The 23,802-nt window shown below is 69.8% G+C and carries 24 protein-coding genes; 15 read left to right on the top strand and 9 right to left on the bottom strand.

The genetic code is table 11. From position 1 onward, the window contains the following. Positions 1–124: 124 nt before the first annotated feature. Positions 125–2,473, bottom strand: coding sequence for a TonB-dependent receptor (locus RTL41_RS13290; RefSeq protein WP_312165207.1), 2,349 nt, complete (start codon positions 2,471–2,473; stop codon positions 125–127). Between the two features lie 493 nt (positions 2,474–2,966). Between RTL41_RS13290 and RTL41_RS13285 the strand changes: the two genes are divergently transcribed. The 7 genes from RTL41_RS13285 to RTL41_RS13255 all read left to right on the top strand — a co-directional run bounded on the left by RTL41_RS13285 (position 2,967) and on the right by RTL41_RS13255 (position 9,792). Next, positions 2,967–3,755, top strand: coding sequence for an energy transducer TonB (locus tag RTL41_RS13285; RefSeq protein WP_312165205.1), 789 nt, complete (start codon positions 2,967–2,969; stop codon positions 3,753–3,755). An 82-nt stretch (positions 3,756–3,837) separates the two neighbouring features. Then, positions 3,838–4,470 (top strand): DUF4129 domain-containing protein, encoded by a 633-nt coding sequence (locus RTL41_RS13280; protein WP_312165203.1) that lies wholly within the window; start codon positions 3,838–3,840, stop codon positions 4,468–4,470. Further along, entirely contained in the window at positions 4,467–5,684 is a 1,218-nt protein-coding gene (locus RTL41_RS13275; RefSeq protein WP_312165201.1) for a DUF4350 domain-containing protein, read from the top strand. The genes RTL41_RS13280 and RTL41_RS13275 overlap by 4 nt, the downstream gene beginning before the upstream one ends. Next, positions 5,671–6,627, top strand: coding sequence for a MoxR family ATPase (locus RTL41_RS13270; protein WP_312165199.1), 957 nt, complete (start codon positions 5,671–5,673; stop codon positions 6,625–6,627). Before RTL41_RS13275 ends, RTL41_RS13270 begins: the two co-directional genes overlap by 14 nt. Beyond that, complete coding sequence (locus tag RTL41_RS13265) at positions 6,624–7,934, top strand: DUF58 domain-containing protein (RefSeq protein ID WP_312165197.1); 1,311 nt, start codon at positions 6,624–6,626, stop codon at positions 7,932–7,934. The genes RTL41_RS13270 and RTL41_RS13265 overlap by 4 nt, the downstream gene beginning before the upstream one ends. After that, a complete protein-coding gene (locus RTL41_RS13260) occupies positions 7,931–8,935 on the top strand; it encodes a stage II sporulation protein M (RefSeq protein WP_312165195.1) in 1,005 nt (334 codons plus the stop codon). The genes RTL41_RS13265 and RTL41_RS13260 overlap by 4 nt, the downstream gene beginning before the upstream one ends. Continuing rightward, positions 8,932–9,792 carry an RDD family protein gene (locus tag RTL41_RS13255; protein ID WP_312165193.1) on the top strand — a complete coding sequence of 287 codons (861 nt, stop codon included), beginning with the start codon at positions 8,932–8,934 and terminating at the stop codon, positions 9,790–9,792. Before RTL41_RS13260 ends, RTL41_RS13255 begins: the two co-directional genes overlap by 4 nt. A gap of 7 nt (positions 9,793–9,799) precedes the next feature. Here RTL41_RS13255 and RTL41_RS13250 read toward each other — a convergent pair whose 3' ends face one another. The 5 genes from RTL41_RS13250 to RTL41_RS13230 form a co-directional block, all read right to left on the bottom strand. After that, positions 9,800–10,582, bottom strand: coding sequence for a hypothetical protein (locus RTL41_RS13250; RefSeq protein ID WP_312165191.1), 783 nt, complete (start codon positions 10,580–10,582; stop codon positions 9,800–9,802). Positions 10,583–10,757: 175 nt separating this feature from the next. Continuing rightward, positions 10,758–11,342, bottom strand: a complete 585-nt coding sequence (gene rplI / locus RTL41_RS13245; RefSeq protein WP_312165189.1) for a 50S ribosomal protein L9 — start codon at positions 11,340–11,342, stop codon at positions 10,758–10,760. Positions 11,343–11,355: 13 nt separating this feature from the next. After that, entirely contained in the window at positions 11,356–11,619 is a 264-nt protein-coding gene (gene rpsR / locus RTL41_RS13240) for a 30S ribosomal protein S18 (RefSeq protein WP_312165187.1), read from the bottom strand. A gap of 17 nt (positions 11,620–11,636) precedes the next feature. Beyond that, the gene (rpsF, locus tag RTL41_RS13235) at positions 11,637–11,999 is read right to left on the bottom strand and encodes a 30S ribosomal protein S6 (RefSeq protein ID WP_183769815.1); all 363 of its coding nucleotides are present in this window, start codon (positions 11,997–11,999) and stop codon (positions 11,637–11,639) included. Between the two features lie 231 nt (positions 12,000–12,230). Next, complete coding sequence (locus tag RTL41_RS13230; RefSeq protein WP_312165183.1) at positions 12,231–12,776, bottom strand: peroxiredoxin; 546 nt, start codon at positions 12,774–12,776, stop codon at positions 12,231–12,233. A gap of 215 nt (positions 12,777–12,991) precedes the next feature. On the opposite strand from RTL41_RS13230, the gene cpaB reads away from it, so the two are divergent. The 7 genes from cpaB to RTL41_RS13195 all read left to right on the top strand — a co-directional run bounded on the left by cpaB (position 12,992) and on the right by RTL41_RS13195 (position 20,731). After that, positions 12,992–13,840 carry a Flp pilus assembly protein CpaB gene (gene cpaB, locus RTL41_RS13225; protein ID WP_312165180.1) on the top strand — a complete coding sequence of 283 codons (849 nt, stop codon included), beginning with the start codon at positions 12,992–12,994 and terminating at the stop codon, positions 13,838–13,840. A gap of 5 nt (positions 13,841–13,845) precedes the next feature. Continuing rightward, positions 13,846–15,192 carry a type II and III secretion system protein family protein gene (locus tag RTL41_RS13220; RefSeq protein ID WP_312165178.1) on the top strand — a complete coding sequence of 449 codons (1,347 nt, stop codon included), beginning with the start codon at positions 13,846–13,848 and terminating at the stop codon, positions 15,190–15,192. Between the two features lie 24 nt (positions 15,193–15,216). Beyond that, the gene (locus RTL41_RS13215) at positions 15,217–16,401 is read left to right on the top strand and encodes a hypothetical protein (protein WP_312165176.1); all 1,185 of its coding nucleotides are present in this window, start codon (positions 15,217–15,219) and stop codon (positions 16,399–16,401) included. Next, positions 16,401–17,771 (top strand): CpaF family protein, encoded by a 1,371-nt coding sequence (locus RTL41_RS13210; RefSeq protein ID WP_312165174.1) that lies wholly within the window; start codon positions 16,401–16,403, stop codon positions 17,769–17,771. The genes RTL41_RS13215 and RTL41_RS13210 overlap by 1 nt, the downstream gene beginning before the upstream one ends. Further along, positions 17,771–18,733: a type II secretion system F family protein gene (locus RTL41_RS13205; RefSeq protein ID WP_312165171.1), complete on the top strand. Its 963-nt coding sequence runs from the start codon at positions 17,771–17,773 to the stop codon at positions 18,731–18,733. Before RTL41_RS13210 ends, RTL41_RS13205 begins: the two co-directional genes overlap by 1 nt. Positions 18,734–18,737: 4 nt before the next feature. Further along, positions 18,738–19,688 (top strand): type II secretion system F family protein, encoded by a 951-nt coding sequence (locus RTL41_RS13200; RefSeq protein ID WP_312165168.1) that lies wholly within the window; start codon positions 18,738–18,740, stop codon positions 19,686–19,688. A 71-nt stretch (positions 19,689–19,759) separates the two neighbouring features. After that, positions 19,760–20,731, top strand: a complete 972-nt coding sequence (locus tag RTL41_RS13195) for a phosphoribosylaminoimidazolesuccinocarboxamide synthase (RefSeq protein ID WP_312165166.1) — start codon at positions 19,760–19,762, stop codon at positions 20,729–20,731. Here the strand turns inward: RTL41_RS13195 and RTL41_RS13190 are convergent. Genes RTL41_RS13190 through RTL41_RS13180 form a run of 3 tightly spaced genes read right to left on the bottom strand, consistent with a single transcriptional unit; the run spans position 20,728 to position 23,205 of the window. Continuing rightward, positions 20,728–21,813 (bottom strand): DUF3667 domain-containing protein, encoded by a 1,086-nt coding sequence (locus RTL41_RS13190; RefSeq protein WP_312165164.1) that lies wholly within the window; start codon positions 21,811–21,813, stop codon positions 20,728–20,730. The genes RTL41_RS13195 and RTL41_RS13190 overlap by 4 nt on opposite strands. A 53-nt stretch (positions 21,814–21,866) precedes the next feature. Beyond that, positions 21,867–22,469: a 2-hydroxychromene-2-carboxylate isomerase gene (locus RTL41_RS13185; RefSeq protein WP_312165161.1), complete on the bottom strand. Its 603-nt coding sequence runs from the start codon at positions 22,467–22,469 to the stop codon at positions 21,867–21,869. A gap of 10 nt (positions 22,470–22,479) precedes the next feature. Next, the gene (locus RTL41_RS13180; protein ID WP_312165159.1) at positions 22,480–23,205 is read right to left on the bottom strand and encodes an SDR family NAD(P)-dependent oxidoreductase; all 726 of its coding nucleotides are present in this window, start codon (positions 23,203–23,205) and stop codon (positions 22,480–22,482) included. An 80-nt stretch (positions 23,206–23,285) separates the two neighbouring features. Between RTL41_RS13180 and RTL41_RS13175 the strand changes: the two genes are divergently transcribed. Continuing rightward, positions 23,286–23,729: a helix-turn-helix domain-containing protein gene (locus RTL41_RS13175; RefSeq protein ID WP_312165157.1), complete on the top strand. Its 444-nt coding sequence runs from the start codon at positions 23,286–23,288 to the stop codon at positions 23,727–23,729. Positions 23,730–23,802: the final 73 nt, after the last annotated feature.

Raw genomic sequence — 23,802 nt, 5'->3', positions numbered from 1 at the left:
CGCGGTCTGCGCCGATGTCGGGGGAACCCACAGGTTTGAGCGGGCCCCTGTGGACAGCTCCGATGACAACGGCGCGGGACTGGTAGCCCCGCGCCGCGTCAGTTCCGGTCGTGGGAGCGCTAGGCTACCACTTGTAGGCCAGGCGGCCGTAGACGAAGCGGCCGTTGAAGCCGAACGGCGAGAACGACGAGAACGGCCCCGCCGAGGTCGTGTTCTGCCCCGGCGTGATCTGCCGCGGATAGACGTCGAACAGGTTGTCCGCGCCGACCGAGGCGGTCAGGCCGACCGGGAAGGTGTAGCGGGCTTCCAGATCCACCAGGCCGCGCGTGCCGGTGTGGTTGTCGCCGCTGCCGTCCAGGGCCGCGCCGGGCGAGAGGACGTCGCCGTAGATGGTGGTGCGCACGGTGGCGCCCCAGGCTTCACGGTTCCAGTCGCCTTGCAGGGCCAGCTTGTGCTTGGGCGTGCCGTCTTCGAAGCGCAGCGTCGCCTGGCGGGCGAACAGCGAAGTCGGGGTCGGCAGGATCGAGGTCTTGGTCACCGGGGTCTTGGTGACGTCGACGTCGTTGTAGTTGGCCGCCGCGGTCAGGTCGAAGGTCCCGGCCTGGTCGTCGACGATGCGGTAGCGGGCCACCACGTCGACCCCGACGGTCTCGGTGTCGACGCCGTTGATGAAGAAGCGGGCCGCCGTCGCGCCGAGCGGCGCGAGCAGGTCGTAGATCACCCGGCCGTTGGTCCCCGGCGCGGCGGTCGGATTGCCGGTCAGGGTTTCAGACAGCACGATGCGGTCCTTCACGTCGATCTTGTAGCCGTCGACGGTGAGCTCGAACGCGCCGCGGCGGAAGACGAAGCCGAGCGCGTAGTTGTCGGAGCTCTCGGCCTTCAGCGGCTCGGCGCCCAGGGCCCGGGCGACCGGGCTGGTGGCCGGATAGGTGCCGGTCTCGTAGGGGACGTTGTCGATGTAGAGGATCGAGGTGGCGGTGAAGTACTGCTGCTGCAGCGCCGGGGCGCGGAAGCCGCTGGAGATGGCGCCGCGGATGGCGAACTCCGGCGAGAACTCGTAGCGGGCCGCCAGCTTGCCGGTCGTGGTGTCGCCGAAGTCGGAATAGTCCTCGTAGCGGACCGCGGCCGACAGGGTGAGGTTCTCGGTGACCTTGCCTTCCAGGTCGACATAGACGCCGACATTGTCGCGATCGACGTCCACCTCGTTGGACGGGGTGAAGCCGGTGAAGCCGCGCGAGCCGAAGGTGACGCCGGCGACGGGGCCGCGGGCGTAGGAGGCGACTTCGCCCTGGTTGACCTTGTAGGTCTCCTTGCGGGCTTCCAGGCCGAAGGCGACGTTCAGCGGGCCGGCCAGGCCGACCTCGAACTCGCGGCTGAAGTCGGCGCCGAACACCAGTTGGTCATAGGTCAGGCCGCCGGCCTGGAACGAGGTCGGCGAGGTCGGGCCGTAGGATGGGTTGATGGTGTTCTGGACGCCGAAGTCGATGTCGTTCTTGCCGTAGACGATGTTGAAGTCGGCGTTGAAGCCGCCGATCTGGCCGCGGACGCCGAGGCCGGCGCTGTTGTCCTCGGTGTCGGTGGTCAGGTAGGGCAGGTAGCCGTTCGGATAGACCGACAGGATGTTCTGCTGGGTGTCGGTCGGCAGGCGGTAGGTCGCGGCGCTGGAGGCGTCGCGATGCTGGTAGCCGTACCAGCCGTAGAGGTCCCAGGTGTCGTTCAGCGACTTGCCGGCGTTGGCGTAGAACGAGATGTCGTCCACGTCGGCGTCGCCGAACCGCGAGGTGATGCGGTTGGGGGCGACGCGGACGTCGATGTCGCTGCGGTTGGTGTTCTCGCGCGAGCGGTACTCGGCCGACAGCGTCAGGAAGCCGTCGCCGAGGAAGCTGAGGCCCTGCCAGCCGGACACCGTGGTGGTGGCGCCGTCGCTGATGTCGTCCTTGCGGCCGTAATAGCCGTCGAAGCTGGTCAGGTACGACCCGTAGGTGACCGACAGGCCGCCGCCGCTCGAGGCTTCGCGCAGGCGCATGTTGATGACGCCGGCGATGGCGTCGGAGCCGTACTGGGCCGAGGCGCCGTCCCGCAGGACTTCGATCCGGTCGATGGCGGTGGACGGGATGGCGTTGAGGTCGACGGCGGCCGAGCCGCGGCCGACCGAGCCGTTGGTGTTGACCAGGGCCGTCGCATGGCGGCGCGTGCCGTTGACCAGGACCAGGGTCTGGTCCGGGCCCTGTCCGCGCAGGGTGGCGGGACGGATGGCGTCGGTCCCGTCGGTGTTCGACGGGCGCGGGAAGGTGATGGACGGGACGGCGGTGGCCAGGGCCGTCGCCAGTTCGGTGGTGCCGCGCTGTTGCAGCGCATCGGCGCTGATCACGTCCACCGGAGCGAGGGTCTCGAGGCGCGAGCGGCCTTCGGTGCGGGTGCCGGTGACGACCAGTTCTTCGACTTCACCGTTAGTGGATTGGGCGTAAGCCACGCCCGAGGAAAGACTCACGGCGGAGGTAGCCGCGAGCAGCAGTACGCGATACGTCATTGATATCCCCAACTTTTTATCCCGCCATGCGGCGGGCGGATTATGGCCCTACTTAAATAGTAGGAATTGGGGGCGTTCGCGGAAATGACATAATTGCCACGCTTGCCGCCGAAACGTGGTTCGCGGCCTTGGCGCGGAGGTAAAACCTACGGCTCTGGTTTCGGGTTGGTGCGCGGCGGCGAAGATGCGGGAAATGTAGAATTGCCGCTCTTGCGGCGAAATCACCAAGTCGTGAGCGCTTTCGAACGTGATCGGCGCGTCGGCGCCTGATCTATGTTCAACGATGACAGTCGATGCGGGTTCCAGATCCTGTATGGGCGGGACATCCGCTGATGAATATTCGGTGATCTGGGCTTCAAGCCGCCTCGTCGATCGCCCACCTGAGGTCCGTTGGTCTGAAATCTTGAGGGTTGCGGGGGCGGCAGGAGGTGTCGGCATGGCGTCACTTCAATTCGCTCACGGCGCGCACGGTTTTGACCAGGATGTCGGGCGGCGGACGCCCGATCTGCGGCGCGACCAGGCGCCGACGGCTCGCCGGCGCAGGCGCGGAGGGATCGGGGTTCAGCTCGCGATCCTGGGCTCGCTCGTCCTGCACGGGGCGCTGGGGGTCTATCTCTGGAAGGCCAGGTTCGAGCCGCGCTATCGCGAGTATGTGGACGAGGTGACCAGCGTCGAACTGATCAAGCCGCTGCCCCCGCCGCCGGCGCCGCCTCCACCGCCGCCGCCTCCGCCACCCGCCCGTCCCGAGCCGCCGCCGAAGCTCCAGCCGCGGCCGCCGGCCGCGGTGAGGGACCTGCCGCGGACGATCCCGCCGCTGCCCGTCCCGCCGGTTGAGCGGCGGGTGGAGGAGCCAAGGCCGCCGCCGGTGGTCGTCGTCGCGCCGCCGCCGCCGCCCGTCGCCGCGCCGCCGGCGCCGCGGGCCGCGGTGATCCAGAACCCGGACTGGCTGCGTCTTCCCAGCGGCCAGGACATCGCCAGGTACTATCCGGACCGGGCCCAGCGGATGAACGTCGAAGGCCGCGCGGTGCTCGGTTGCACCGTCACCTCGAACGGCGCGCTGGAAAACTGCCGGGTCGTCTCCGAGGAGCCTGCGGATCAGGGGTTCGGGGAGGCGGCGATGAAGATGAGCCGGCTGTTCAGGATGCGGCCCATGACCCGCGACGGAGAGCCGGTGGCGGGCGGAGCGGTCCGCATTCCCATCCGTTTCGTCCTGCCCAAGGGCTGAGCGCGCTTTCGGGTCGACGGCGCCGGTTCCTGGCCATACATATCGGTGATCGGGTTGTTCCGGGGTGGCGATGCAACGAGGCGTGGAAGCAGGCGCCCCGGTCGGGAAGACGGGCGACGCCGTGGCGGCGGCCCATGCCGAACTCCTGCGCGATCGCGGCTTTCAGTTCGACCGGACGGCCTTCGACCCGCCCAAGCCGCCCGAGTGGCTGGCGTGGATCGGCAAGGCCTTCGAGGCGATCGCGCCGCTGCTCAAATGGGTGTTCTGGATCGGGGTGGCGCTCATCGCCGCCCTGATCCTCTATGCGCTGGTCCGCGAGGTCATGCGGCTGCGCCTGCCGGCGGCGAAACCAAAGGCCCTCGAGGCGCCGGCCGAGCCGGAGTGGCGGCCGGACGCTGCGGCGGCGCGCGACCTGTTGGCGGCGGCCGACCGGCTGGCGGGCGAGGGCCGCTATGCCGAGGCCGCGCACCTGATCCTGCTGCGCAGCGTCGATGACATCGAGCGCCGGCGGCCCCGCGCGGTGGGGCCGGCCCTGACGACGCGGGAGATCGCCTCGCTGTCGGCGTTGCCGGAGGCGGCGCGGCCGGCCTTCGCCAAGATCGGGCGGGTGGTGGAGCGCAGCCTGTTCGGCGGCGCGGCGGTCGACGCGGCCGATTTCGCCGAATGCCGAAGGGACTACGAAGCCTTCGCCCTGCCGGCGGGGTGGGCGGCGTGACCGGCGACCGCAGCGGGGCGTTCTCGCCCCTGGTCATGCTGGTGCTGGTCCTGGTCGGCTGCGTCGCGCTGGCGGGGCTGGGGCTGATCGCGGCCTATGAGCCGGAACTGCGGTCGGGCGACAACGGCCAGGAGCATGCGCTTTCCCGCTCGGCCATCGGCTATGGGGCGATCGCCAGGCTGCTGGAGACATCCGGGACGCCGGTCGTGCTGCGGCGCGGGGCGCTGTCGGCGGCGGCGGACGAGGGGCTGCTGGTGCTGACGCCGTCGCCGGGAACGAACCCGACCCTGATCGGCGAGATCGAGCATGGCGGGCCGGTGCTGGTGGTGCTGCCCAAGTGGGCGGCGGTTCCCGATCGGCTGCGACGGGGCTGGGTGCGCACGGACGGCGGGCTGGGCGACGAGGCGACGCTGAAGGTGCTGCCCAAGGCCTGGCGCGAGGGCCTGGTCCTGCAGCACCGGGCCGGCGCGGGGCCCGTGCGGCTGGCGCGGCCGAACGGCCAGCAGATTGGCGTCCAGCCGCAGGTCGAGGATCTGCGCACCCTGGCCGGTCCCGGCTGGGTACCGGTGGCGGTGGACGAGGCCGGGCGCGGCGTGCTGGTGATGAACGAGGCCAACGGCGTCTATGTGCTGGCCGACCCGGACTTCCTCGATACGGCCGCGATCAAGAGCCTGGCCGGAGCGCGAACGGCGGTCGAGCTGCTGACGCTGATCCGGGCCAAGGACACCCCCGTGGTCTTCGACCTGACGCTGCACGGCTTCGAGCGCTCGCTCAATCCGCTGCGCCTGATGCTGGAGCCGCCGCTGCTGGGGGCGACGCTCTGCCTGCTGGCGGCGCTGATCCTGGTCGGCGTCCAGGCCTCGGTGCGGTTCGGCGCGGCGCGGGCGAACGCGCGAACCGTGGCGCTGGGCAAGCGCGCCCTGGCCGACAACACCGCGGGCCTGGTGCGGCTGGCCCGGCGCGAGCACCGGATGGCCGCGCCCTATGCCGAACTGACGCGCGCCGAGGTGGCCCATGCAGTCGGCGCGCCCAAGGGGCTCGAGGGCCAGGAACTCGATGGCCTGCTGGATCGGCTGGGCGCCGCCGGCGGCGCGACGCAGCGCTTTTCCATCCTGATCGAACGCGCCCGCGGGGCGCGAACCAAGGGGGACCTCATGGAGGTCGCCCGCGACCTCTATCGCTGGAGACTGGAGATGACTCGTGAACGTCGCTGAGGTGAAGGCGCTGGCCGAGCGGATAGGCGCCGAGATCGGCAAGGCGGTCATCGGCCAGGAGCAGGCGGTCGACCTGCTGCTGACGGCGCTGTTCGCCGGCGGCCACGTGCTGCTGGAAGGCCCGCCGGGCACGGCCAAGACCCTGCTGGCACAGGCCTTCGCGGCCAGCCTCGGCCTCGACTACGGGCGGATCCAGTTCACGCCGGACCTGATGCCGGGCGACATCATCGGCGCCAACCTGTTCAACTTCCAGACCAGCACCTTCACCCTGACGCGCGGGCCGGTGTTCTGCGAGCTGCTGCTGGCCGACGAGATCAACCGCACCCCGCCCAAGACCCAGGCGGCGCTGCTGGAGGCGATGCAGGAGCGGCGGATCACCATCGACGGCCAGTCCCATCCGCTGAGCCCGCGGTTCACCGTGGTGGCGACCCAGAACCCGATCGAGCAGCAGGGCACCTATCCGCTGCCCGAGGCGCAACTGGACCGGTTCCTGTTCAAGCATGTGCTGGACTATCCGAGCGAGGCCGACGAACTGGCCATCGTCGTCGGGCACGGCATGCGCTCGGGCATGCCCACGCCGGCCGACCTGGGCGTGCAGACGGTCGCCGACAAGGCCAGCCTGGAGGCGGCCGTCGCGACCGTCGCCGAGGTCCGCCTGACCGACGAGGTCGCCGGCTATGTGGTCGACCTGGTGCGGGCCACGCGGGTTTCGGCCGACACCGAGACCGGCGCCTCGCCGCGGGCCGGCGCCATGCTGGCCCTGGCGGCCCGCGCCCATGCGGCGCTGGACGGCCGCGACTACGTGATCCCCGACGACGTGAAGACGCTGGCGCTGCCGGCGCTGCGGCACCGGCTGGTCCTCTCGCCGGCCGCCGAGATCGAAGGGCGCAAGGTCGACCAGGTGCTGGCCTCGCTGATCGACCAGGTGGCGGCGCCGCGGTGATCTATCCGACGCGACGAGCGGCATTGATCGTCGCGGCCGGCGCGCCCCTGGCCTTGATCGCCGGGAGCGCGATGGCGCCGCTATGGTGGCTTGGCGTGTTCTGGGCGGCGGTCATGCTGCTGCTGATGGCGCTGGACGCCATGCTGGGGGCGGCGCGGGACCGGCTCAGCCTCGACCCGGTTCCGCCGCTGAGCGCGGCCGTGGCGCGGCCGGGCCAGATCGAGTTCACGGCGCGGTTCGCGGGCGCGGCGCCCAGGTCGGTGGAGGCCAGGCTGGACGCCGGGGCCAGGCTCGGCCTGGCTGGCGGAACGATGCAGGCGCAGGTGCATGACGGCGTGGCCGAGGTGGTGGCCGCCTTTACCCCCCAGCGGCGCGGGATCGCGACGCTGGAGGCGCTGTGGCTGCGCTGGCAGGGACCGCTGGGGTTGGTGTGGAAGCAGAAGACCTTCGCTTTGGACTTCAACCTCGCCGTGACCACCGACCTCGCCTGGGTGCGCGAGGAGGCGGTCCGGCTGTTCGCGCGCAATGCGATGTTCGGGACCAAGGCGCAGATCGAGGTGGGGGAGGGGTCCGAGTTCCACGCCCTGCGCGACTTCCAGCCGGGCATGGATCGCCGCGCCGTGGACTGGAAGCAGTCGGCGCGTCACGCGTTGCTGCTGGCCAAGGAGTTCCGGACCGACCGCAACCACAACGTCGTCATGGCGCTGGACTGCGGGCGGGCGATGAGCGAGCCGCTGGACGGCGCGCCCCGGATCGACAGGGCGATCAACGGCGCGCTGCTGCTGGCCCATGCCTGCCTGCGCTCGGGCGATCGGGCGGGGTTCTTCGCGTTCGACGCCGCGCCCCGGCTTTCGACCGGTGCGGTGGGGGGCCCCAACGCCTTCGCGGTCCTCCAGCAGATGGCGGGCCGGATCGACTATTCGGCCGAAGAGACCAACTACACCTTGGGGCTCTCGGTGCTGGCGGGCGAACTCCAGCGGCGTTCGCTGATCGTGGTGTTCACCGACTTCACCGACCCGACGGCGGCGCAGTTGATGATCGAGTCGGTGGGGCGGCTGGCGCGCCGCCATCTGCTGATGTTCGTGGTGCTGCGCGACGAGGAGCTGGAAGGCATGATCGCGGCCGAACCCCTGGAGCCCGAGGATGTCGCCCGCGCGGTGTTCGCCGCCAGCCTGCGGCGCGAGCGCGACCTGGTGATCTCGCGGCTTCGCCGGCTGGGGGTGCATATCGTCGAGACCAGCGCCGATCGTATCGGGCCGGCGGTGATCAACAGCTATCTCGACCTGAAGCGGAGGGATCTGCTGTGAGCGCCGGGCCCGATCTGCGCCTGAAGAGCCAGCGCTTCCGCGAGGAGCGCGAGGCCGACTGGAAGCGGCTGGAGCGGCTGATGGACCGGGCCGAGAAGCGTTCGGTCGCCAGTCTGACCGACGAGGAGATCCTGGCTATTCCGGTGCTCTACCGCTCGACGCTGTCGGCGCTGTCGGTGGCGCGCGGCACCTCGCTGGACCGCAGCCTGATCGACTATCTGGAGGTGCTGTCGGCCAGGGCCTATTTCTTCGTCTACGGCTCGCGCTCGACCCTGCTGGAGCGGCTGGGCGGCTTCTTCCGCCGCGACTGGCCGGCGGCGGTGCGCAGCATCTGGCGCGAGACGCTCGTCGCGGCGCTGCTGACGGCGCTGGGCGCCGTGGCCGCGGCGCTGCTGATCGCCCATGACCCGCAGTGGTTCCACGTCTTCGTGCCCGGAGATCTGGCGGGCGGGCGCGATCCGGCCGCCTCGACGGAGAGCTTGCGAGCGACGCTGTACGACGGCGACGGCGGCGACCCGCTGTCGTTCTTCGCGACGTTCCTGTTCACCCACAACGCCCAGGTGGCGCTGCTGGCCTTCGCGCTGGGCTTCGCCTTCTGCATCCCGAGCATCCTGCTGCTGCTCTACAACGGCGCGACGCTGGGGGCTTTCCTGGCGCTCTATTTCAGCCGCGGGCTGGGGTTCGAGCTGGGCGGCTGGCTGCTGATCCACGGGGTGACCGAACTGTTCGCCGTGGTGCTGGCGGGCGCGGCCGGGATCCGGGTGGGCTGGGCCGTGGCCTTCCCGGGCGAGGCCTCGCGGCTGGACGCCGTCGCTGCGGCGGGCCGCACGGCCGGGGCGGCGGTCGGCGGCGTGGTGGTGATGCTGTTCTTCGCGGGCCTGCTGGAGGGCTTCGGGCGGCAACTGATCAACAGCGACCTCGTCCGCTATGCGATCGCGGCGGCCACGGGGTTGCTCTGGCTCGCCTATTTCTACGCCCCGCGCGTGGAGCGCGGCCGATGAGCGAGCAGGACAAGGCCACCCGCTCGTTCGTCACGCCGGAGGGCGTCGACCTGAGGCTGCAGATCGCCGACGGCGGCCAGCGCGCCGCGGCCTTCTTCATCGATGCGACGATCATCGTGGCGGTGCTGATCGGACTGACGATCCTGGCCTTCGCCGGCGGGCTGATGTCCGGCGGCCGGGCCGGGCTGGAGGTCGCCGCGATCATCTGGCTGCTGGCCTTCTTCCTGCTGCGGAACTTCTATTTCACGGGTTTCGAGCTCACCGCCGCGGCGGCGACGCCGGGCAAGCGGCTGCTGGGGCTGCGGGTGGCCTCGCGCGACGGCGGCCGGCTGCGGGCCGAGGCGGTGCTGGTCCGCAACGCCATGCGCGAGCTGGAGATCTTCATGCCGTTCTCGATCGTGGCCGCCCGCGCCGACGAGGGCGGAGCCTCGGCCTGGATGTACCTGCTGGCGGTCGTCTGGTCGGGGATCTTCGCCCTGTTCCCGCTCTTCAATCGCGACCGCCTGCGGATCGGCGACCTGGTGGGCGGGACCTGGGTGGTGCGCGCGCCGCGGCAGGCCCTGGCCCGCGACGTGGCCGACGGCGGCGCCGAGCGGCTGGCCCGCTACGCCTTCACGCCCCGGCAACTCGATGCGTATGGCGAGAAGGAGCTTCACGTCCTGGAGGAGGTGCTGCGCCGCCGCGACCGGCGCACCGTGCGCGCGGTGGCCGAGCGGATCGGCGTCAAGATCGGCTGGAGCGCCGAGGCCGGTCAGGACGACTTCGACTTCCTCAGCGCCTATTACGCGGCCCTGCGCGGGCGGCTGGAGGCGCGCCTGCTGATGGGACGGCGGCGGCGCGACAAGCACGCCGCCTGATCGCCCGTCAGTCGAACACCGCGGCGAGCTGGGCGGCCCCGACGCCTTCCTTGACGGCGCGGAGTTCGTAATAGATGGCGGCCGTGCCGGCATAGCCGACGATGCCGGCCAAAGCGCCGATGACCGCCGAAACCAGGATCGTCCCGATCATCATGGACGTCGCGCCGCCGGCCATGGCCGCGACCCCGACGACACCCCCGAAGACCGTCGAAGCGACCGCGTAGGCCACGATATAGATGATGAGCAGGCCGAAGATCGGCCACCGGAAGCCCCGCGTGAGGTTTCGGCTGCGCGACAGGCTCTTGAAGATGCCGGGCCGCTCGATCACCAGGGCAGGGATCGCCGCCGACCACATCACCGCGAGGATGATCCCCGGGACGACAAGGAACAACGTCGCGAACATGATGCCGATCGTGGCGATCAAGCTGAGGATAATGAGGGGAATCGCCGTGGCGACCGCCTTTCTGGCCTCGCCGAGGGCCGAGACGGCGTCGCCGTTCAGGTCCGCCACGGTGACCCGCACGATGGTCGCCTGCAGGATCGCGCCGCAGACGACGGTGAGGATCCATCCCGCCGCCAGGGCTCCGAACGGGCCGGGCCCAGGCAGCGCCGCGGTGGCGTCCAGCCCAAATCCACGGAGCTGGATCCAGCCCAGGATCGCGGCCGGAATCCCGGAAAGCACCAGCGCCAGGATGGCGAGTTCGCGGAAGTTTCGCGCCGACACGCCAAACGTGTTCTGAACCACCCGACCGAAGTCGAACCGTCCGTTGGCGACCTGGGCCGTGGTCATCGAGTGCCTCCTTGCAAATCCGCGTTCAATGAAGCCGGAGCTCGAAGAATGATCAACCTGCAATCCAGGGTCTGTGCAGGCGCGCTGAATGTCTGCGGGAGGCGGGACAAAAAGAAAGCGGCGCGGACCCGAAGATCCGCGCCGCTCGCAAACGCGTCTGGAGGGCGTGCGGCGACTAGTGGTCGCCGAAGTCGCCTTCCTGCTGGCCCGCTCCGCCTTCCAGCATGTCCTGGGCGGCTTGCTCGTCGGCGGCGCGATCTTCCTCGAACTGCGAGGCGATCACGTTTTCACCGCGGGCTTGGCGCTCGGCCTCGTCCTGGCTGCGGGCGATGTTGATGTTGACGCTGACGGTCACTTCCGCGTGCAGGCGAACCTTCACGGGATGGACGCCGAGGGTCTTGATCGGCTTGTCGAGAACGACCATCGAGCGGTCGATCTTGCCGCCTTCGGCGTTGACCATGTCGGCCACGTCGCGACCCGTCACCGAACCGTAGAGCTGGCCGGTTTCGCCAGCCTGACGGATCAGGATGTACGAGGTGCCGTCCAGGGCTTCGCCGGCCTTGCCGGCGGCGTCCTTGGTCTTCTGGTTGCGGGCTTCGATCTCGGCGCGCTGGGCGTCGAAGATCTTCAGGTTCGCGGCGGTCGCGCGCAGGGCCTTCTGACGGGGCAGGAGGTAGTTGCGGGCGTAGCCGTCCTTGACGGTGACCACGTCGCCCAGGCCGCCACGGCCTTCGACGCGTTCGAGCAGAACAACTTTCATGTGTCGGTCCCCCTTACTTCACGACGTAGGGCAGGAGGGCGAGGAAGCGGGCGCGCTTGATGGCCTTGGCCAGTTCGCGTTGCTTCTTGGCCGACACCGCGGTGATGCGCGAGGGCACGATCTTGCCGCGCTCGGAGACGTAGCGCTGCAGCAGCTTGACGTCCTTGTAGTCGATCTTCGGGGCGTTGGCGCCGGAGAACGGGCACACCTTGCGGCGGCGGAAGAACGGACGGCGGGCGGCGGGCGCGGCCGGGGCGGCGGAGGTTTCGTCAGTCATGGTGATCCCTCCCTTTCTTAGCTTTGGAATTCTTCACGGCGCGGTTCGCGTTCGCGATCGCGGCGAGCCAGAACCGGGGAGAGCTCGAGATCGAGTTCCTCGACGCGGACGGTCAGGGTGCGCAGAACGTCTTCGTTCAGGCCGAGCTGACGCTCCATCTCCTTCACCGCCGCCGGGGGGGCGTCGATGGCGAGCAGGGAGTAGTGCCCCTTGCGGTTCTTCTTGATGCGGTAGGTGAGGTTCCGAAGACCCCAGTACTCGATCTTCGCGACGGACCCGCCGCCTTCTTCGATCAGAGCCTTGATCTGGTCGTTCAGGGCTTCAGCCTGTTGCGGCGAGATGTCCTGCCGCGAAATGACAACGTGCTCGTAGAGCGCCATGGTTCCTTTTCCCATTTGGAAGGCGGCGCGTCCGACACCGGGTAAGTGTCGGAAACGATGGCTCTTGCGGCGCGGCGACCGGGTGTTTCCCGATCCTTTCGCGTTCCGGCCGAAGACCGCCTTCCGTGAAGAGGCGGGCTAGTACGGGAAAACCGCTTGCAGGGCAAGGCTTTTCCCCCGGCGCCAGGCCCGTTGGCGCCGGTCCGCGGCTGGGGGAAGAAGAGGGCCGCTCTACTGCGGGTGCTTGGCCCGCCAGGTCTTCACCGCCGTGAGGGTCTCGGTGACGTGGTCGTTGGCCTTCATGTCGGAATAGGCGTGGATCACCTCGCCGGAGGGCGAGATCACATAGGACGTGCGGTTCGACCAGCCGGGCTTGACCGCCAGGCTGGCGTCATAGGTCGCCGCGATCTTGGCGCTCGGGTCGGCCGCGACCGGGAACTTGCCCGAGCACTTCTCGGTGTCGGCCGAGAACGAGGCCAGCTTGTCGAGGTTGCCGGCGGTGACGCCGATCACCGTCGCGCCCTGGGCCTTGAAGTCGTCGATGGACTCCGCGAACAGCCGCGCTTCGAGGTTGCAGCCCGCGGTCTCCGCGGCCGGGAAGAAGTAGAGCACCACCGGCCCGCTCTTGCGCGCCTGGGCCATGGAGAAGGTTATCGGCTTGCCGGCCTGATAGCCCTGGGCGGTGAAGTCCGGCGCCTTGGCGCCTTCCTTGAGCGCGGCGAAGGCGGGGGTGGCGGCGAGCGCCAGGACGGCGGCGGCGAGGGCGAGACGGCGCATGTGAAATCCTCCGGAATCCCTTGGACTATACGGTGCCGGCGCCAGCTTGTCTGCGCGCCAAAGCCGGTAGCGACGCCGGCTTCGCCGGGCGCCCGGAACCGGCCTTGGTTGATGCCGTGTTGACCTTCTTTGTTACGGTTATCGCAACAGCGGTCCTCCTAACTCATTGAAGTAGCGTAGCATCCAGGGGTGGGGCGATGCGAGTTGGGACTATTGTGAGCTTGGGCGCCTCCGCGGCGCTTGGGCTGGGGGCGTTGTTCGTGGCCAAGGTGGCCCTGCCGGCGCGCAGCAACGTCGCCGTCGCCGCGGCGCCCGCGCCCGTCAGCGGCGTGTCCGTCGTCGTCGCCGCCAAGGACATCAAGTACGGTGAACGCCTGGACGCCGGGCATCTGAAGCTGGTGCAGATGCCGCGCGACGCCGCCCCGGCCGGAGCGTTCGCCTCGATCAATCAGGTGCTGGCCCAGGACAATGGCGGCGCGCCGGTGGCGCTGGCCCCGATCCTGGCCCGCGAGGCGCTGCTGCCCACCAAGCTCAGCGGTCCGGGCGCCCGGCCTTCGGTCGCCGCCGAGATCGGACCGGGCATGCGGGCCTACACCATCGGCGTCTCGGACATCTCCGGCGTCGGCGGCCACGCCCTGCCGGGCGACCGCGTCGACGTGGTGCTGATGCGCAACCTCTCGGACGACGACAGCCATAAGGTGCTGCAGGCCGAGGTGGTGATCCAGAACGTCCGCGTGCTGGGGGTCGACCTCAACGCCGACCCGACCTCCAACAAGCCCGAGGCGCCCAGCACGGCGACCCTGGAGGTCAGCGTGCGCGACGCCCAGAAGCTGGCGGTCGCGGCGGATCTCGGTTCGCTCTCGCTGGCGCTGCGCGCGCTCGGCCAGGCCGAGGTCGAGGACGCCGCCCCGGTCGGCGCCCGCGAAGTCGTCGGGGGCGCTGCGGCGACCCAGGCCGCCTCCGCCCGCCGCTGGCGCGCGCCCGGCGGGACGGGCGGCTCGGGCCGCTCGCTCATCACCATTGTCGAGGGGGAGGGCGGGGCGGCCAAGGCCCCCGGCGAGTGACCCCCATGAAAAGCGTGAAGATGATGTCGCGTCGGCGGATCGACCTGGCGGCCTGCGCCGTAATGGCCTGCGCCCTGATCGCGGCGGCCGCGCCCGTGCGGGCCGAGACCTTCGTGAGCGAGGCGGTCCGCAGCCGCACGATCAACGTGCCCAAGAACAAGTCGCTGTCCTTCCGGCTGGACGGACCGGCTTCCAAGATCGTGGTCGCCCAACCCGAAACCGCGCAGATCGTGGCCACCACGGATCGCAGCTTCTATGTGCGCGGCAAGGCGTTGGGCGCCACGAACCTGCTGATCTACGGCCAGGGCGGGGCCTTGCAGGAAGTGGTCGACATCCGGGTCGGCTATGACGCCGAAGCGCTGCAGGCCGATCTCGCCGCCGCCATTCCGGGCGAAGGCGTCCGGGTGCGCAACCTGGGCGAGGGCCTGCTGCTGACCGGCGAGGTGTCGACCACCGCGGTGGCGGCCAAGGCCCTGGCCCTGGCCGACAAGTTCGCGCCCGAGAACGTGACCAGCGCCCTGACCGTGCGGGCCTCGCAGCAGGTGATCCTGGAGGTGCGGGTGCTTGAAGCAGGCCGCTCGGACCTGAAGGACGTCGGCTTCGACATCGCGGCGAGCGACGGGGTGAACTTCGCGCTGGCGAGCGGCAGCGGCCTGATCGGGCCCACCGCGCCGCAGGGCGCCTTGCAGATCCGCGGCTCGATCGGCTCGGTCGATATCGACATGGTCTTGCGGGCGCTTGAGGAGAAGGGCGTGGTTCGCACCCTGGCGCGCCCGAACCTGGTGGCGTTGTCGGGGCAGAAGGCCAGCTTCCTGGCCGGCGGGGAGTTTCCGTTCCCGGTTCCCAACGGCCGCGACACCGTGACCATCGAGTTCCGCCAGTTCGGGGTGAAGCTCGATTTCGAGCCGACGGTCCAGGACAACGGCATGATCCGTCTGCTGGTGGCGCCCGAGGTCAGCCAGCTCGACACCCGGACCAATCTGCGCCTGAACGGCATGGAGGTTCCCTCGCTCACCGTCCGCCGCGCGGCGACCACGGTCGAGCTGAAGTCGGGCGAGAGCTTCGCGGTCGCCGGCCTGTTCCAGCAGGACTACGTCAATGCGGTGCGCCAGTTGCCGGGGATCGGCCAGGTTCCGGTGATCGGGGCGCTGTTCCGCTCCGCGCGTTGGAAGCGGCAGGAGACCGAGCTCGTCATCATCATCACCCCGCGCCTGGCGACCGCCGAGGACCTGACCGGCGAGACCCGGATCATGGCCGGGCGCGAGACCAATCCGATCGACCTGATCCTCAGCGGCCTGTCGCTGGACAAGCCGCTGTCGGCGCCGGTCGGAACCGGGCCGGCGGGGCAGTAAGAGCGTGAGTTCGAGGTCGCGGTCATGACCCATTGGAGCCTTCTGGGGCGGCGCGTTCTGGCGGTGGGGCCCAGCCTCGCCCCCCTGGCGCGCGGCCCGTTGTTCGGCGCGGCGCTGGAGATGGCGGGCGTCGAACGCCTGGCCGAGGCCCGGGCGGGGGCGGTCGACCTGGTGCTGGTCGACGTCGACAGCCTCGATCCGGCGGGCCTGACGGCGGCGCTGGACGCCCTGGCGGCGTCGGGGGCCGCGCCGCCGGTGCTGCTGGTCGGCGCGCGGCTGCCGGCGGCCCTGGTGCGCGCGGCGATGCGCCTGCCGCAGTCCGACGTACTCGAACCGCCCCACACCGACGACCAGGTGCGCGAGGCGGTGTTCGGCCTGCTGGACGCGGTCGGCGCGCAGCCGCCGGCGATGGCCTCCAGCAGTTCGCGCTGCTGGTCGATCGTCGGGGCCGTCGGCGGCGCGGGCGCGACGACCCTCTCCATCGAGTTCGCCAGCGCCCTGGCCGCGCGGGCCAATCGCGAGCATGCGGTCTGCCTGATCGACCTGCACCTGGCCGACGGTTCGGCAGCCGCCTATCTGGGGGCCACGGCGGCGATGGGCCTGGCCGAGTTCGGGCCGGCGGCCGAGCGCATGGACGCGGCCCTGCTGGCCGCCTTCACCACCCCGATCGCCAAGGGGCTGGACCTGCTGGCCTGTCCGCGTGATCCGCTGGCCTTCGAGCAGATCTCCAAGGACGCCGTGCTGCGCATCCTGGAGATCGCCTGCGAAGCCTATGACTTCGTGGTCATCGACATGCCGCGCCATCGGCGGCCCTGGACCCTGGAGGTGCTGGGCGGATCCGACGAGATCTTCATCGTTTCCGAGCTGACGGTCCCGGCCCTGCTGGCCGCCCGGGCGCTGGCCAGCGAGGTGGAGGCGACCTTGCCGGTCGGGGTGCGCACGCGCGTCGTGCTCAATCGCCTGGCCAGCCGGATGTTCGGTCCCGCGCCCTCGGTGGCCGAGGCCGAGCGCGCGCTGGAACGCAAGGCCGAGGCCGGGATCAGCTCGGATTGGGAGGCGGCCGCCGCCTCGGTCAATCTCGGCGGTCCGATCAGCCAGCATCGGCCCAAGTCGAAGATCGTCAGGGACGTCGCCAGCCTGGTGGACCGGCTGCTCGGCGTCCAGGCGCCGCCCGCGCGTCGCGGCGGCTGGCCCAGAAAGGCCGCCTGATGGCCCGTTTCACGATCACCGCCAAGCCGGCGCCGCTGGAGGCGCGCTCCCTGGACGTGGTGGAGCCGCCGCCACCCCTGCCGGCGCCTGCGCCGGTCGACCAGATGCTCGACATCAAGCTCAAGCTGCACGCGCGGCTGATCGAGGAGCTGGATCTCTCGAAGCTGGAGAGCCTGGACGAAGGCGAGCTGCGCCGTCAGGTCCTGGCCCTGGTCGGCGACTTCGCCCGCGCCGAGCGTTTGGTGCTGAACACCGCCGAGCTGGAGGCGCTGGGCGCGTCGGTCCATGACGAGATGGTGGGGCTGGGACCCATCGAGCCGTTGCTCAAGGACGACAGCGTCAACGACATCCTGATCAACGGCCCGTTCCAGGTCTATGTCGAGCGGCGAGGGGAGCTGGAGCCGACCCCGGTCCGCTTCCGCGACAACGACCACCTGCTGCGCATCGTCAACCGCATCGTCGCGGGGGTGGGCCGGCGGATCGACGAGAGCCAGCCCATGGTCGACGCCCGCCTGCCGGACGGCAGCCGGGTGAACGCCGCCATCGCCCCGATCGCCATCGACGGCGCCTGCGTCTCGATCCGGAAGTTCTCGAAGAAGCCCTACACCCTGGACAAGCTGGTCGAGGTGGGCGCGATGCCGGCCTGCGTCGCCGAGTTCCTGCACGGGGCGGTGAAGGCGCGGGTCTCGACGGTGATCTCGGGCGGCACGGGGTCGGGCAAGACCACCCTGCTCAACGCGCTGTCGTCGGCGATCAGCCACAAGGAGCGGCTGATCACCATCGAGGACGCCGCCGAACTGCAGCTTCAGCAGCCGCATGTGGTCCGCATGGAGACACGGCCGCCGAACATCGAGGGCAAGGGCGAGATCCGCCAGCGCGAGCTGGTCAAGAACGCCCTGCGCATGCGGCCCGACCGGGTGATCCTGGGGGAAGTGCGGGGCGAGGAAGCCTTCGACATGCTCCAGGCCATGAACACCGGCCACGAAGGCTCGATGGCCACCATCCACGCCAACACCCCGCGCGATGCGATCACCCGCCTGGAGCAGATGGTCGCCATGTCGGGCATGAAGCTCTCGCCCGAGGCCGTGCGCGGCCAGATCGCCTCGGCGGTCGGGATGATCGTCCAGATCATGCGGATGTCGGACGGCAAGCGGAAGATGATGAGCGTCAGCGAGATCGTCGGCATGGAGGGCCAGGTGGTCCAGATGCAGGAGATCTTCGCCTACCACCGCAGCCACACGACCGCCGACGGGGTGGTGCATGGCGAGTTCCGGGCCTCGGGCCTGCGGCCGCGCTGCCTGGACGAGATGATGCGGCGGGGCATCGCCTACGACACCGCCTATTTCGATCCCAACCGGGTGCTGGGCTGATGCCGCTCGACGCCTCGTCGGTCTATCTGATCCTGGTGTTCGCCGCGGTGTTCTCCGCCGCGCAGGCGGCGGTCGGGCTGTTTCGGACCGCCAAGGTCAAGCGGCAGGTGAACCGCCGGTTGCTGGTGGCCGAGCGGACCGGCGGGTCGATCGCCGAACTGGTGGTGGAGCTGCGCAAGCAGCGCGGCCTGAACGCGGCGGGCGACGCCAAGGGCGGCTGGGCCTGGCTGAGCGAGCTGATCGTCCGGTCCGGCGTGCCCTATGACGGGCGGCGCTGGCTGACCGTCATCGCCGGGCTGGCGCTGGCCGGCGGCGTGGCGGGCTTCGCGCTCACCCGCCAACTGCTGGCCTTGCCGGTCGGGGCGCTGCTGCTGGGCGTGGCCGCGCCGATCTTCTATCTGAAGTTCAAGGCCGGCCGCCGCGCGATCGCGCTGGGCGTGCAGTTGCCGCAGGCGCTGGAGATCATCGTCCGCAGCCTGGAGGCCGGGCATCCGGTGCCGACCGCGGTGGCCCTGGTCGGGCGTGAGATGGCCGACCCGATCGGGTCGGAGTTCGGCATGGCCGCCGACGAGATCGCCTATGGCGCGACGCTGGAGCAGGCGGTCAACCGCATGTCCCTGCGCTGCCAGCATCCGGACGTCGACCTGTTCGCCGCGACCGTCAGGTTGCAGGAAAAGGCGGGCGGAAACCTGACGGGACTGCTGAAGCTGAACGCCGCCACCGTGCGCGACCGGCTGCGGATGCGTCTGAAGATCAAGGCCGCGACCGCCGAGGGCCGCGCCTCGGCGATGATCCTCACCGCCGCCCCGTTCCTGGCCGCCGGCGCGATCGTGATTCTCTCGCCCGACTTCTACGGCGACGTCATGCACGTGCCCCTGGTGCGCATCGGCCTGGTCGTGATCGGCGCCTGGATGCTCATCGGCAACCTGGTGATGCGCAAGATGATCGACATGCGGATCTGAGCCGATGGACGCCGCTCAACTCCAGAACCTGATCACCCTGGTCGCCTTCGCCCTGCTGGCGGTGGCGGCGCTGGGCGGGGCGGCGGTGATGGCCGGCGAGATGCGGCTGCGCGCCCAGCGCCGCGCGCGCTTCCAGTCTCCGGGCCCGGGCGCCTCCCGGCCGGCGTCGCCGTTCGGCGAGGTCCGCGTGTTCGGCCAGGTGGCCGACGGCGTCCGCCGCCTGGGCCAGCAGGCGGCCATCCGCGATCCGTCCAAGGTCTCCGACCTGCGCATGCGGCTGACCCGCGCCGGCTTCTTCAATCGCGATGCGGCGATCTACTATCTCGGCGCGCGGGCCGCGGCCCTGGCCGTCGCCACCCTGGGGGTGATCACGGTGCTGCCGTTCGCGATGAAGGGCGGCGGCATGACCGCGGTCGCGGTGGCCTGCCTGTTCGCGGGCGCGGCGCTGCTGGGCCCCGACCAGGTGCTGAAGGCGCGGCAGAAGAACCGCGAACTGGAGTACGCCGACGGCTTCCCCGACCTGCTCGACCTGCTGGTCGCCTCGGTCGAGGCGGGGCTGAGCCTGGACGCGGCGGTCTCGCGCGTTTCCGACGAACTGGTCCGCCGCTATCCGCGGCTGACCGTCCACCTGCGGATCCTGACGCTGGAGTTGCGGGCCGGCAAGGCGCGCAAGGATGCGTGGCTGGCCTTCGCCGACCGGCTGGGCATCGACGACGCACGGGCGCTGGCGACCATGCTGCGGCAGGCCGAGGAGATGGGCACCAGCCTGGGCGAAACCCTATCGGTGTTTTCGCTGGACATGCGGGCCAAGCGGATGCTGCGGGCCGAGGAGAAGGCGCTGGCCTTGCCCGTGAAGCTGACCGTGCCGCTGATCCTGTTCATCTTCCCCTGCCTGATCGGGGTGCTGATGCTGCCGGCGATCGCGCGGATCATGCAGATGATGGGCGGCCAATAGGCCGATCCGGGCTGGCCTTACGCGCGCAATAGGCTAGAGAGCCGCTTCAAGTCTCCGGCGCGGATCACCCCATGGACAAGACGGCCCTGGCTCGCAACGCTCATCGCGTCCTGCGCGACGCGATCATTCCCGAACTGCCCAACCCCTATTACGGCAAGGTGCGCGACAACTACGACCTGCCGGACGGCCGGCGGATCATCATCGCCAGCGACCGGATCAGCGCCTTCGACCGGGTCCTGGCGGCGATCCCGTTCAAGGGCCAGGTGCTGACCCAGACGGCGCGCTTCTGGTTCGAGAAGACCGCCGACATCTGCCCCAATCATGTGCTGGCCTATCCCGACCCGAACGTGGTGGTCGGCCGCCGGCTGGACATCCTGCCGGTCGAGATCGTCGTGCGCGACTACCTGGCCGGAACCACCGGCACCTCGATCCTGACGCTCTACAAGCAGGGCCAGCGCGAGATGTACGGCCACGTCCTGCCCGACGGGCTGGCCGACAATCAGAAGCTGCCGCACCCGATCATCACCCCGACCTCCAAGGCCTTCGACGGCGGCCACGACGAGCCGCTGACGCCCTCGCAGATCATCGAGCAGGGCCTGCTGACCGCAGAGCAGTGGGCGAGGCTGTCGGACTACGCCCTGGCCCTGTTCGCGCGCGGCCAGCAGATCGCCGCCGAGCGCGGGCTGATCCTGGTCGACACCAAGTACGAGTTCGGGACCGACGCCGACGGCCAGATCATCCTGGCCGACGAGATCCACACCCCCGATTCCAGCCGCTACTGGTTCGCGGGCAGCTATCCGCAATGCTTCGCCGAGGGCAAGCGGCCGGAGAGCTTCGACAAGGACTTCGTGCGCGCCTGGGTCGCCGAGCGCTGCGATCCCTACAAGGACCCGATCCCGGAGATCCCCGCCCAGATGCTGGTCGATACGGCTGCGGTCTACATCCAGGCGTTCGAGACCATCACCGGCCAGACCTTCGAGATCGACGAGAACGACGAGCCCGTCCTCGAACGGGTCCGCCGCAACCTCGCGCAGTTCTTCTAGCCGGCGACGCCCAGCATCACGACGGCGGCCAGGAACAGGCTCAGGGCCAGGCTGCAGAACAGCAGCAGCACGCCCGTGCGCCACAGGGCCGAGAAGGTCGACAGGCCGTAGGCGCCCTTGACCTGGATGAACATGTGGATCGGGGCGATCGTCGTGGCGGCCAGCACGGCGATCATCGCCACCATGCCGCCAAGGCGCATGATCGCGGCCGTGATCATGATCAGCATCGCCATGAAGGTCAGCGAGTACAGCACGAAGACGCCGTGGTCGTAGAGCGTGAAGCCGCGCTTCCAGAGGAAGAGCAGGGCCACGAACGGAATCGAGATCGGGATCAGCAGGAACGAGAATTTGTAGAAGGTCTGCTGCAGCTTGTAGAGCGTGAGCTCCGGGTTCTGCAGCTTCTTCATGAGCTTCTTGTCGAGGTGCTTGTCGCCGGTGTTCACCTGCAGTTCCCCCGCGGCGGCCCGTTCGCGCAGGGTGTCGGCGAGGTTGGCGCCCATGACCGCGACGTTGGGGGCGGAAGGCGCCTCCTGCATCGCCGCGTCGGCGGCCTTTTCAGCCTCCTCGGCCCTCTGCAGGCGGGCGGCGAGTTCGCTGCGGCGGGCGACGGCGGCGGGATCGTCTCCCTTGGGCGCGTTCTCCAGCGCCACCTCCGCCTGGACCACCTCGTTGGTGGCCATCATGTAGGTCGTGCCGGTGGAGGCCGGGCCGCTGGCCGCGTCCCGCACCGCGTCTTCGGCGGTCCGGATCTGAGTGCTCACCGGCATGAAGCTCAGGATCATGAACATCACGAAGACGGTGAACAGGTACATGGCCAACGGCGAGACGTAGCGCGTCCGCCTGCCCAGCACCCACTCGCGGGTCAGGCGGCCGGGGTTGGCGACCAGCAGCGGCAACGTCCGCCAGATCCGGCTGTCGAAGTGCATCACCCCGTGCAGGATCTCCTCGCCGAGGTGCGCCAAGGTGCGGTGGGTGTGGGCCGGCTGGCCGCAGTTGGAGCAGAAGCGGCCGGCGACCTGCGCGCCGCAGTCGTCGCAGGTGTGGTCGCCGCTGACCGCTCCGCCTGTCGTGCCCACGTCCATCGCCGCTCCAACTGCCTGGAGCTGGAGTGTTAGACCGGTTCGAGCCGGCGGCGCTAGGCCGCCAGTTCCTCCTCGATCTGGCCGAGGCGCTCCTTGCCGAAGAAGATCTCGTCGCCGACGAAGAAGGTCGGGATGCCGAACGCGCCCCGGCTGGCGGCGGCCTCGGTGTTGGCCAGCAGTTCGGCCTTCACCTCGGGGTCCTGGGTGGCTTCGAGGATCGCCTTGGCGTCGAGGCCGGCCTCGGTCAGCACCGTGGCGACGACGGCGGGGTCGTCCATCTTCAGGCCCCGCTCCCACATGCCGGCGAAGACGGCGCGGGTATAGGCGCCCTCGACCCCCATGCGGCGCGCGGCGACCAGGCCGCGCATGATCAAGAGGGTGTTGATCGGGAAATGCGGATTGAAGCGGTACTGGCTGAGGCCGTGCCTGGCGATGAACCGCTGGGTTTCCAGCGCCTCGTAGGCCAGCTTGCCCTGGATGCCGCCGAAGGCGGTCATCGGCGCCTGGTTGCCGGTGATCTTGAAGAGCCCGCCGAGCAGGCATGGGGTGATGACGATCTGCGCGCCCGTCCGCCGCGCGATGTCGGGCAGGACGCAATGCGCCATATAGGCGTTGGGGCTGGCGAAATCGAAGATGAACTCGACGGTCTTTCCCATGGGTCTTTCCTCACCAGGCCTCGGTCCACGGCCGCAGGTCGATTTCGTGCGTCCAGGCCGAGCGTTGTTGCTTGTGCAGCCAGACATAGTTGCTGGCGATCTCGTCGGGCTTGAGGATGCTGTCGCCCTCCAGCCGCGCGTCCAGGTCGGGGATGTTGGTGCGCGAGAAGACCCCGTCGATGGAGCCGTCGACGACCACGTGGGCGACATGGACGCCCTGGGGGCCGAGTTCGCGGGCGGCCGACTGGGCCAGGGCCCGCAGGCCGTGCTTGGCCGAGGCGAAGGCGGCGAACCCCTGGCGTCCGCGCACCGACGCCGAGGCGCCGGTGAAGAGGATGGTGCCGCGGCCTCGGGGGATCATCACGCGGGCCGCCTCGCGGCCGGTCAGGAAGCCGGCGAAGCAGGCCATCTCCCAGACCTTGTGGAAGACGCGCGAGGTCGTGTCGGTCAGGCTGAAGCGGACGTTCGCGCCGATGTTGAAGACCACCACCTCCAGGGGGCCGACCTCGGCTTCGATCCTGTCGACGAGCGCGATCATCTCCTCCTCGGAGCGGGCGTCGACGCCGTAGGCGCGGGCCTTGCCGCCGCCGTCGCGGATCGACTGGGCGAGCTCTTCAAGCTGTTCGAGATTGCGGGCCCGCCGCGTGATGCAGACCTCCAGGCCTTCCGCCGCGAAGGCGCGTGCGATCGCCCCGCCGACGCCGTCGCCGGCGCCGACCACCAGACAGGCCGCCATGGCTCGTCTCCCATAAGTTTATTTTCTGGATGGACCATGGTATCGAATCTGGACTTGGTCAATGGCGGATGGAGCCGGCGATGAAATGGGAAGATCTGGCGCATGAGCCGTGCTCGGTCGCGCGGTCGGTGGCGGTGATCGGCGACCGCTGGACGCTGATGATCCTGCGCGACTGTTTCCTTGGGGTTCGGCGCTTCGAGGCGTTTCAGGAGCGGCTGGGGATTTCGCGCACGATCATCTCCGACCGGCTCAAGCTGCTGACCGAGGAGGGGGTGCTGCGCCGCACGCCCTACCAGGACCATCCGACGCGGTTCGAATACCGGCTGACGGACAAGGGGTTGGCGCTGCATCCGGTGATCATGGCCATCGTCCACTGGGGCGACCGCCACTATGCGGGCGAGGCGGGGCCGCCGCTGCTGCACCGGCACAAGGGCTGCGGCTGCGACTTCCATCCGGTGCAGACCTGCTCGGAGTGCGGTGAGCCGGTGCAGGCGCGCGAGGTCGAGACGCGGCCGGGATTCTAGGCGATGGCGGCGTTCCAGCTAGGGTCTGTACTCATAAGGCTTGCTGATTGGGGCGACGCTTGATTCAAGGATT

Origin of the sequence: Phenylobacterium sp. (assembly GCF_031984885.1) — a bacterium.
Taxonomy (GTDB): domain Bacteria; phylum Pseudomonadota; class Alphaproteobacteria; order Caulobacterales; family Caulobacteraceae; genus Phenylobacterium.
This window is presented reverse-complemented; position numbering and strand designations above follow the sequence as displayed.

Bases quoted from the DNA above. Each gene is read 5' to 3' on its own strand.
- RTL41_RS13190 (WP_312165164.1), bottom strand. From the start codon at position 21,813: ATGGACGTGGGCACGACAGGCGGAGCGGTCAGCGGCGACCACACCTGC.
- RTL41_RS13215 (WP_312165176.1), top strand. From the start codon at position 15,217: ATGACCCATTGGAGCCTTCTGGGGCGGCGCGTTCTGGCGGTGGGGCCC.
- RTL41_RS13205 (WP_312165171.1), top strand. From the start codon at position 17,771: ATGCCGCTCGACGCCTCGTCGGTCTATCTGATCCTGGTGTTCGCCGCG.
- RTL41_RS13230 (WP_312165183.1), bottom strand. From the start codon at position 12,776: ATGCGCCGTCTCGCCCTCGCCGCCGCCGTCCTGGCGCTCGCCGCCACC.
- RTL41_RS13185 (WP_312165161.1), bottom strand. From the start codon at position 22,469: ATGGGAAAGACCGTCGAGTTCATCTTCGATTTCGCCAGCCCCAACGCC.
- RTL41_RS13180 (WP_312165159.1), bottom strand. From the start codon at position 23,205: ATGGCGGCCTGTCTGGTGGTCGGCGCCGGCGACGGCGTCGGCGGGGCG.
- rpsR (WP_312165187.1), bottom strand. From the start codon at position 11,619: ATGACTGACGAAACCTCCGCCGCCCCGGCCGCGCCCGCCGCCCGCCGT.
- RTL41_RS13175 (WP_312165157.1), top strand. From the start codon at position 23,286: ATGAAATGGGAAGATCTGGCGCATGAGCCGTGCTCGGTCGCGCGGTCG.
- RTL41_RS13255 (WP_312165193.1), top strand. From the start codon at position 8,932: ATGAGCGAGCAGGACAAGGCCACCCGCTCGTTCGTCACGCCGGAGGGC.
- RTL41_RS13200 (WP_312165168.1), top strand. From the start codon at position 18,738: ATGGACGCCGCTCAACTCCAGAACCTGATCACCCTGGTCGCCTTCGCC.
- rpsF (WP_183769815.1), bottom strand. From the start codon at position 11,999: ATGGCGCTCTACGAGCACGTTGTCATTTCGCGGCAGGACATCTCGCCG.
- RTL41_RS13220 (WP_312165178.1), top strand. From the start codon at position 13,846: ATGAAAAGCGTGAAGATGATGTCGCGTCGGCGGATCGACCTGGCGGCC.
- rplI (WP_312165189.1), bottom strand. From the start codon at position 11,342: ATGAAAGTTGTTCTGCTCGAACGCGTCGAAGGCCGTGGCGGCCTGGGC.
- RTL41_RS13285 (WP_312165205.1), top strand. From the start codon at position 2,967: ATGGCGTCACTTCAATTCGCTCACGGCGCGCACGGTTTTGACCAGGAT.
- RTL41_RS13195 (WP_312165166.1), top strand. From the start codon at position 19,760: ATGGACAAGACGGCCCTGGCTCGCAACGCTCATCGCGTCCTGCGCGAC.
- RTL41_RS13250 (WP_312165191.1), bottom strand. From the start codon at position 10,582: ATGACCACGGCCCAGGTCGCCAACGGACGGTTCGACTTCGGTCGGGTG.
- RTL41_RS13210 (WP_312165174.1), top strand. From the start codon at position 16,401: ATGGCCCGTTTCACGATCACCGCCAAGCCGGCGCCGCTGGAGGCGCGC.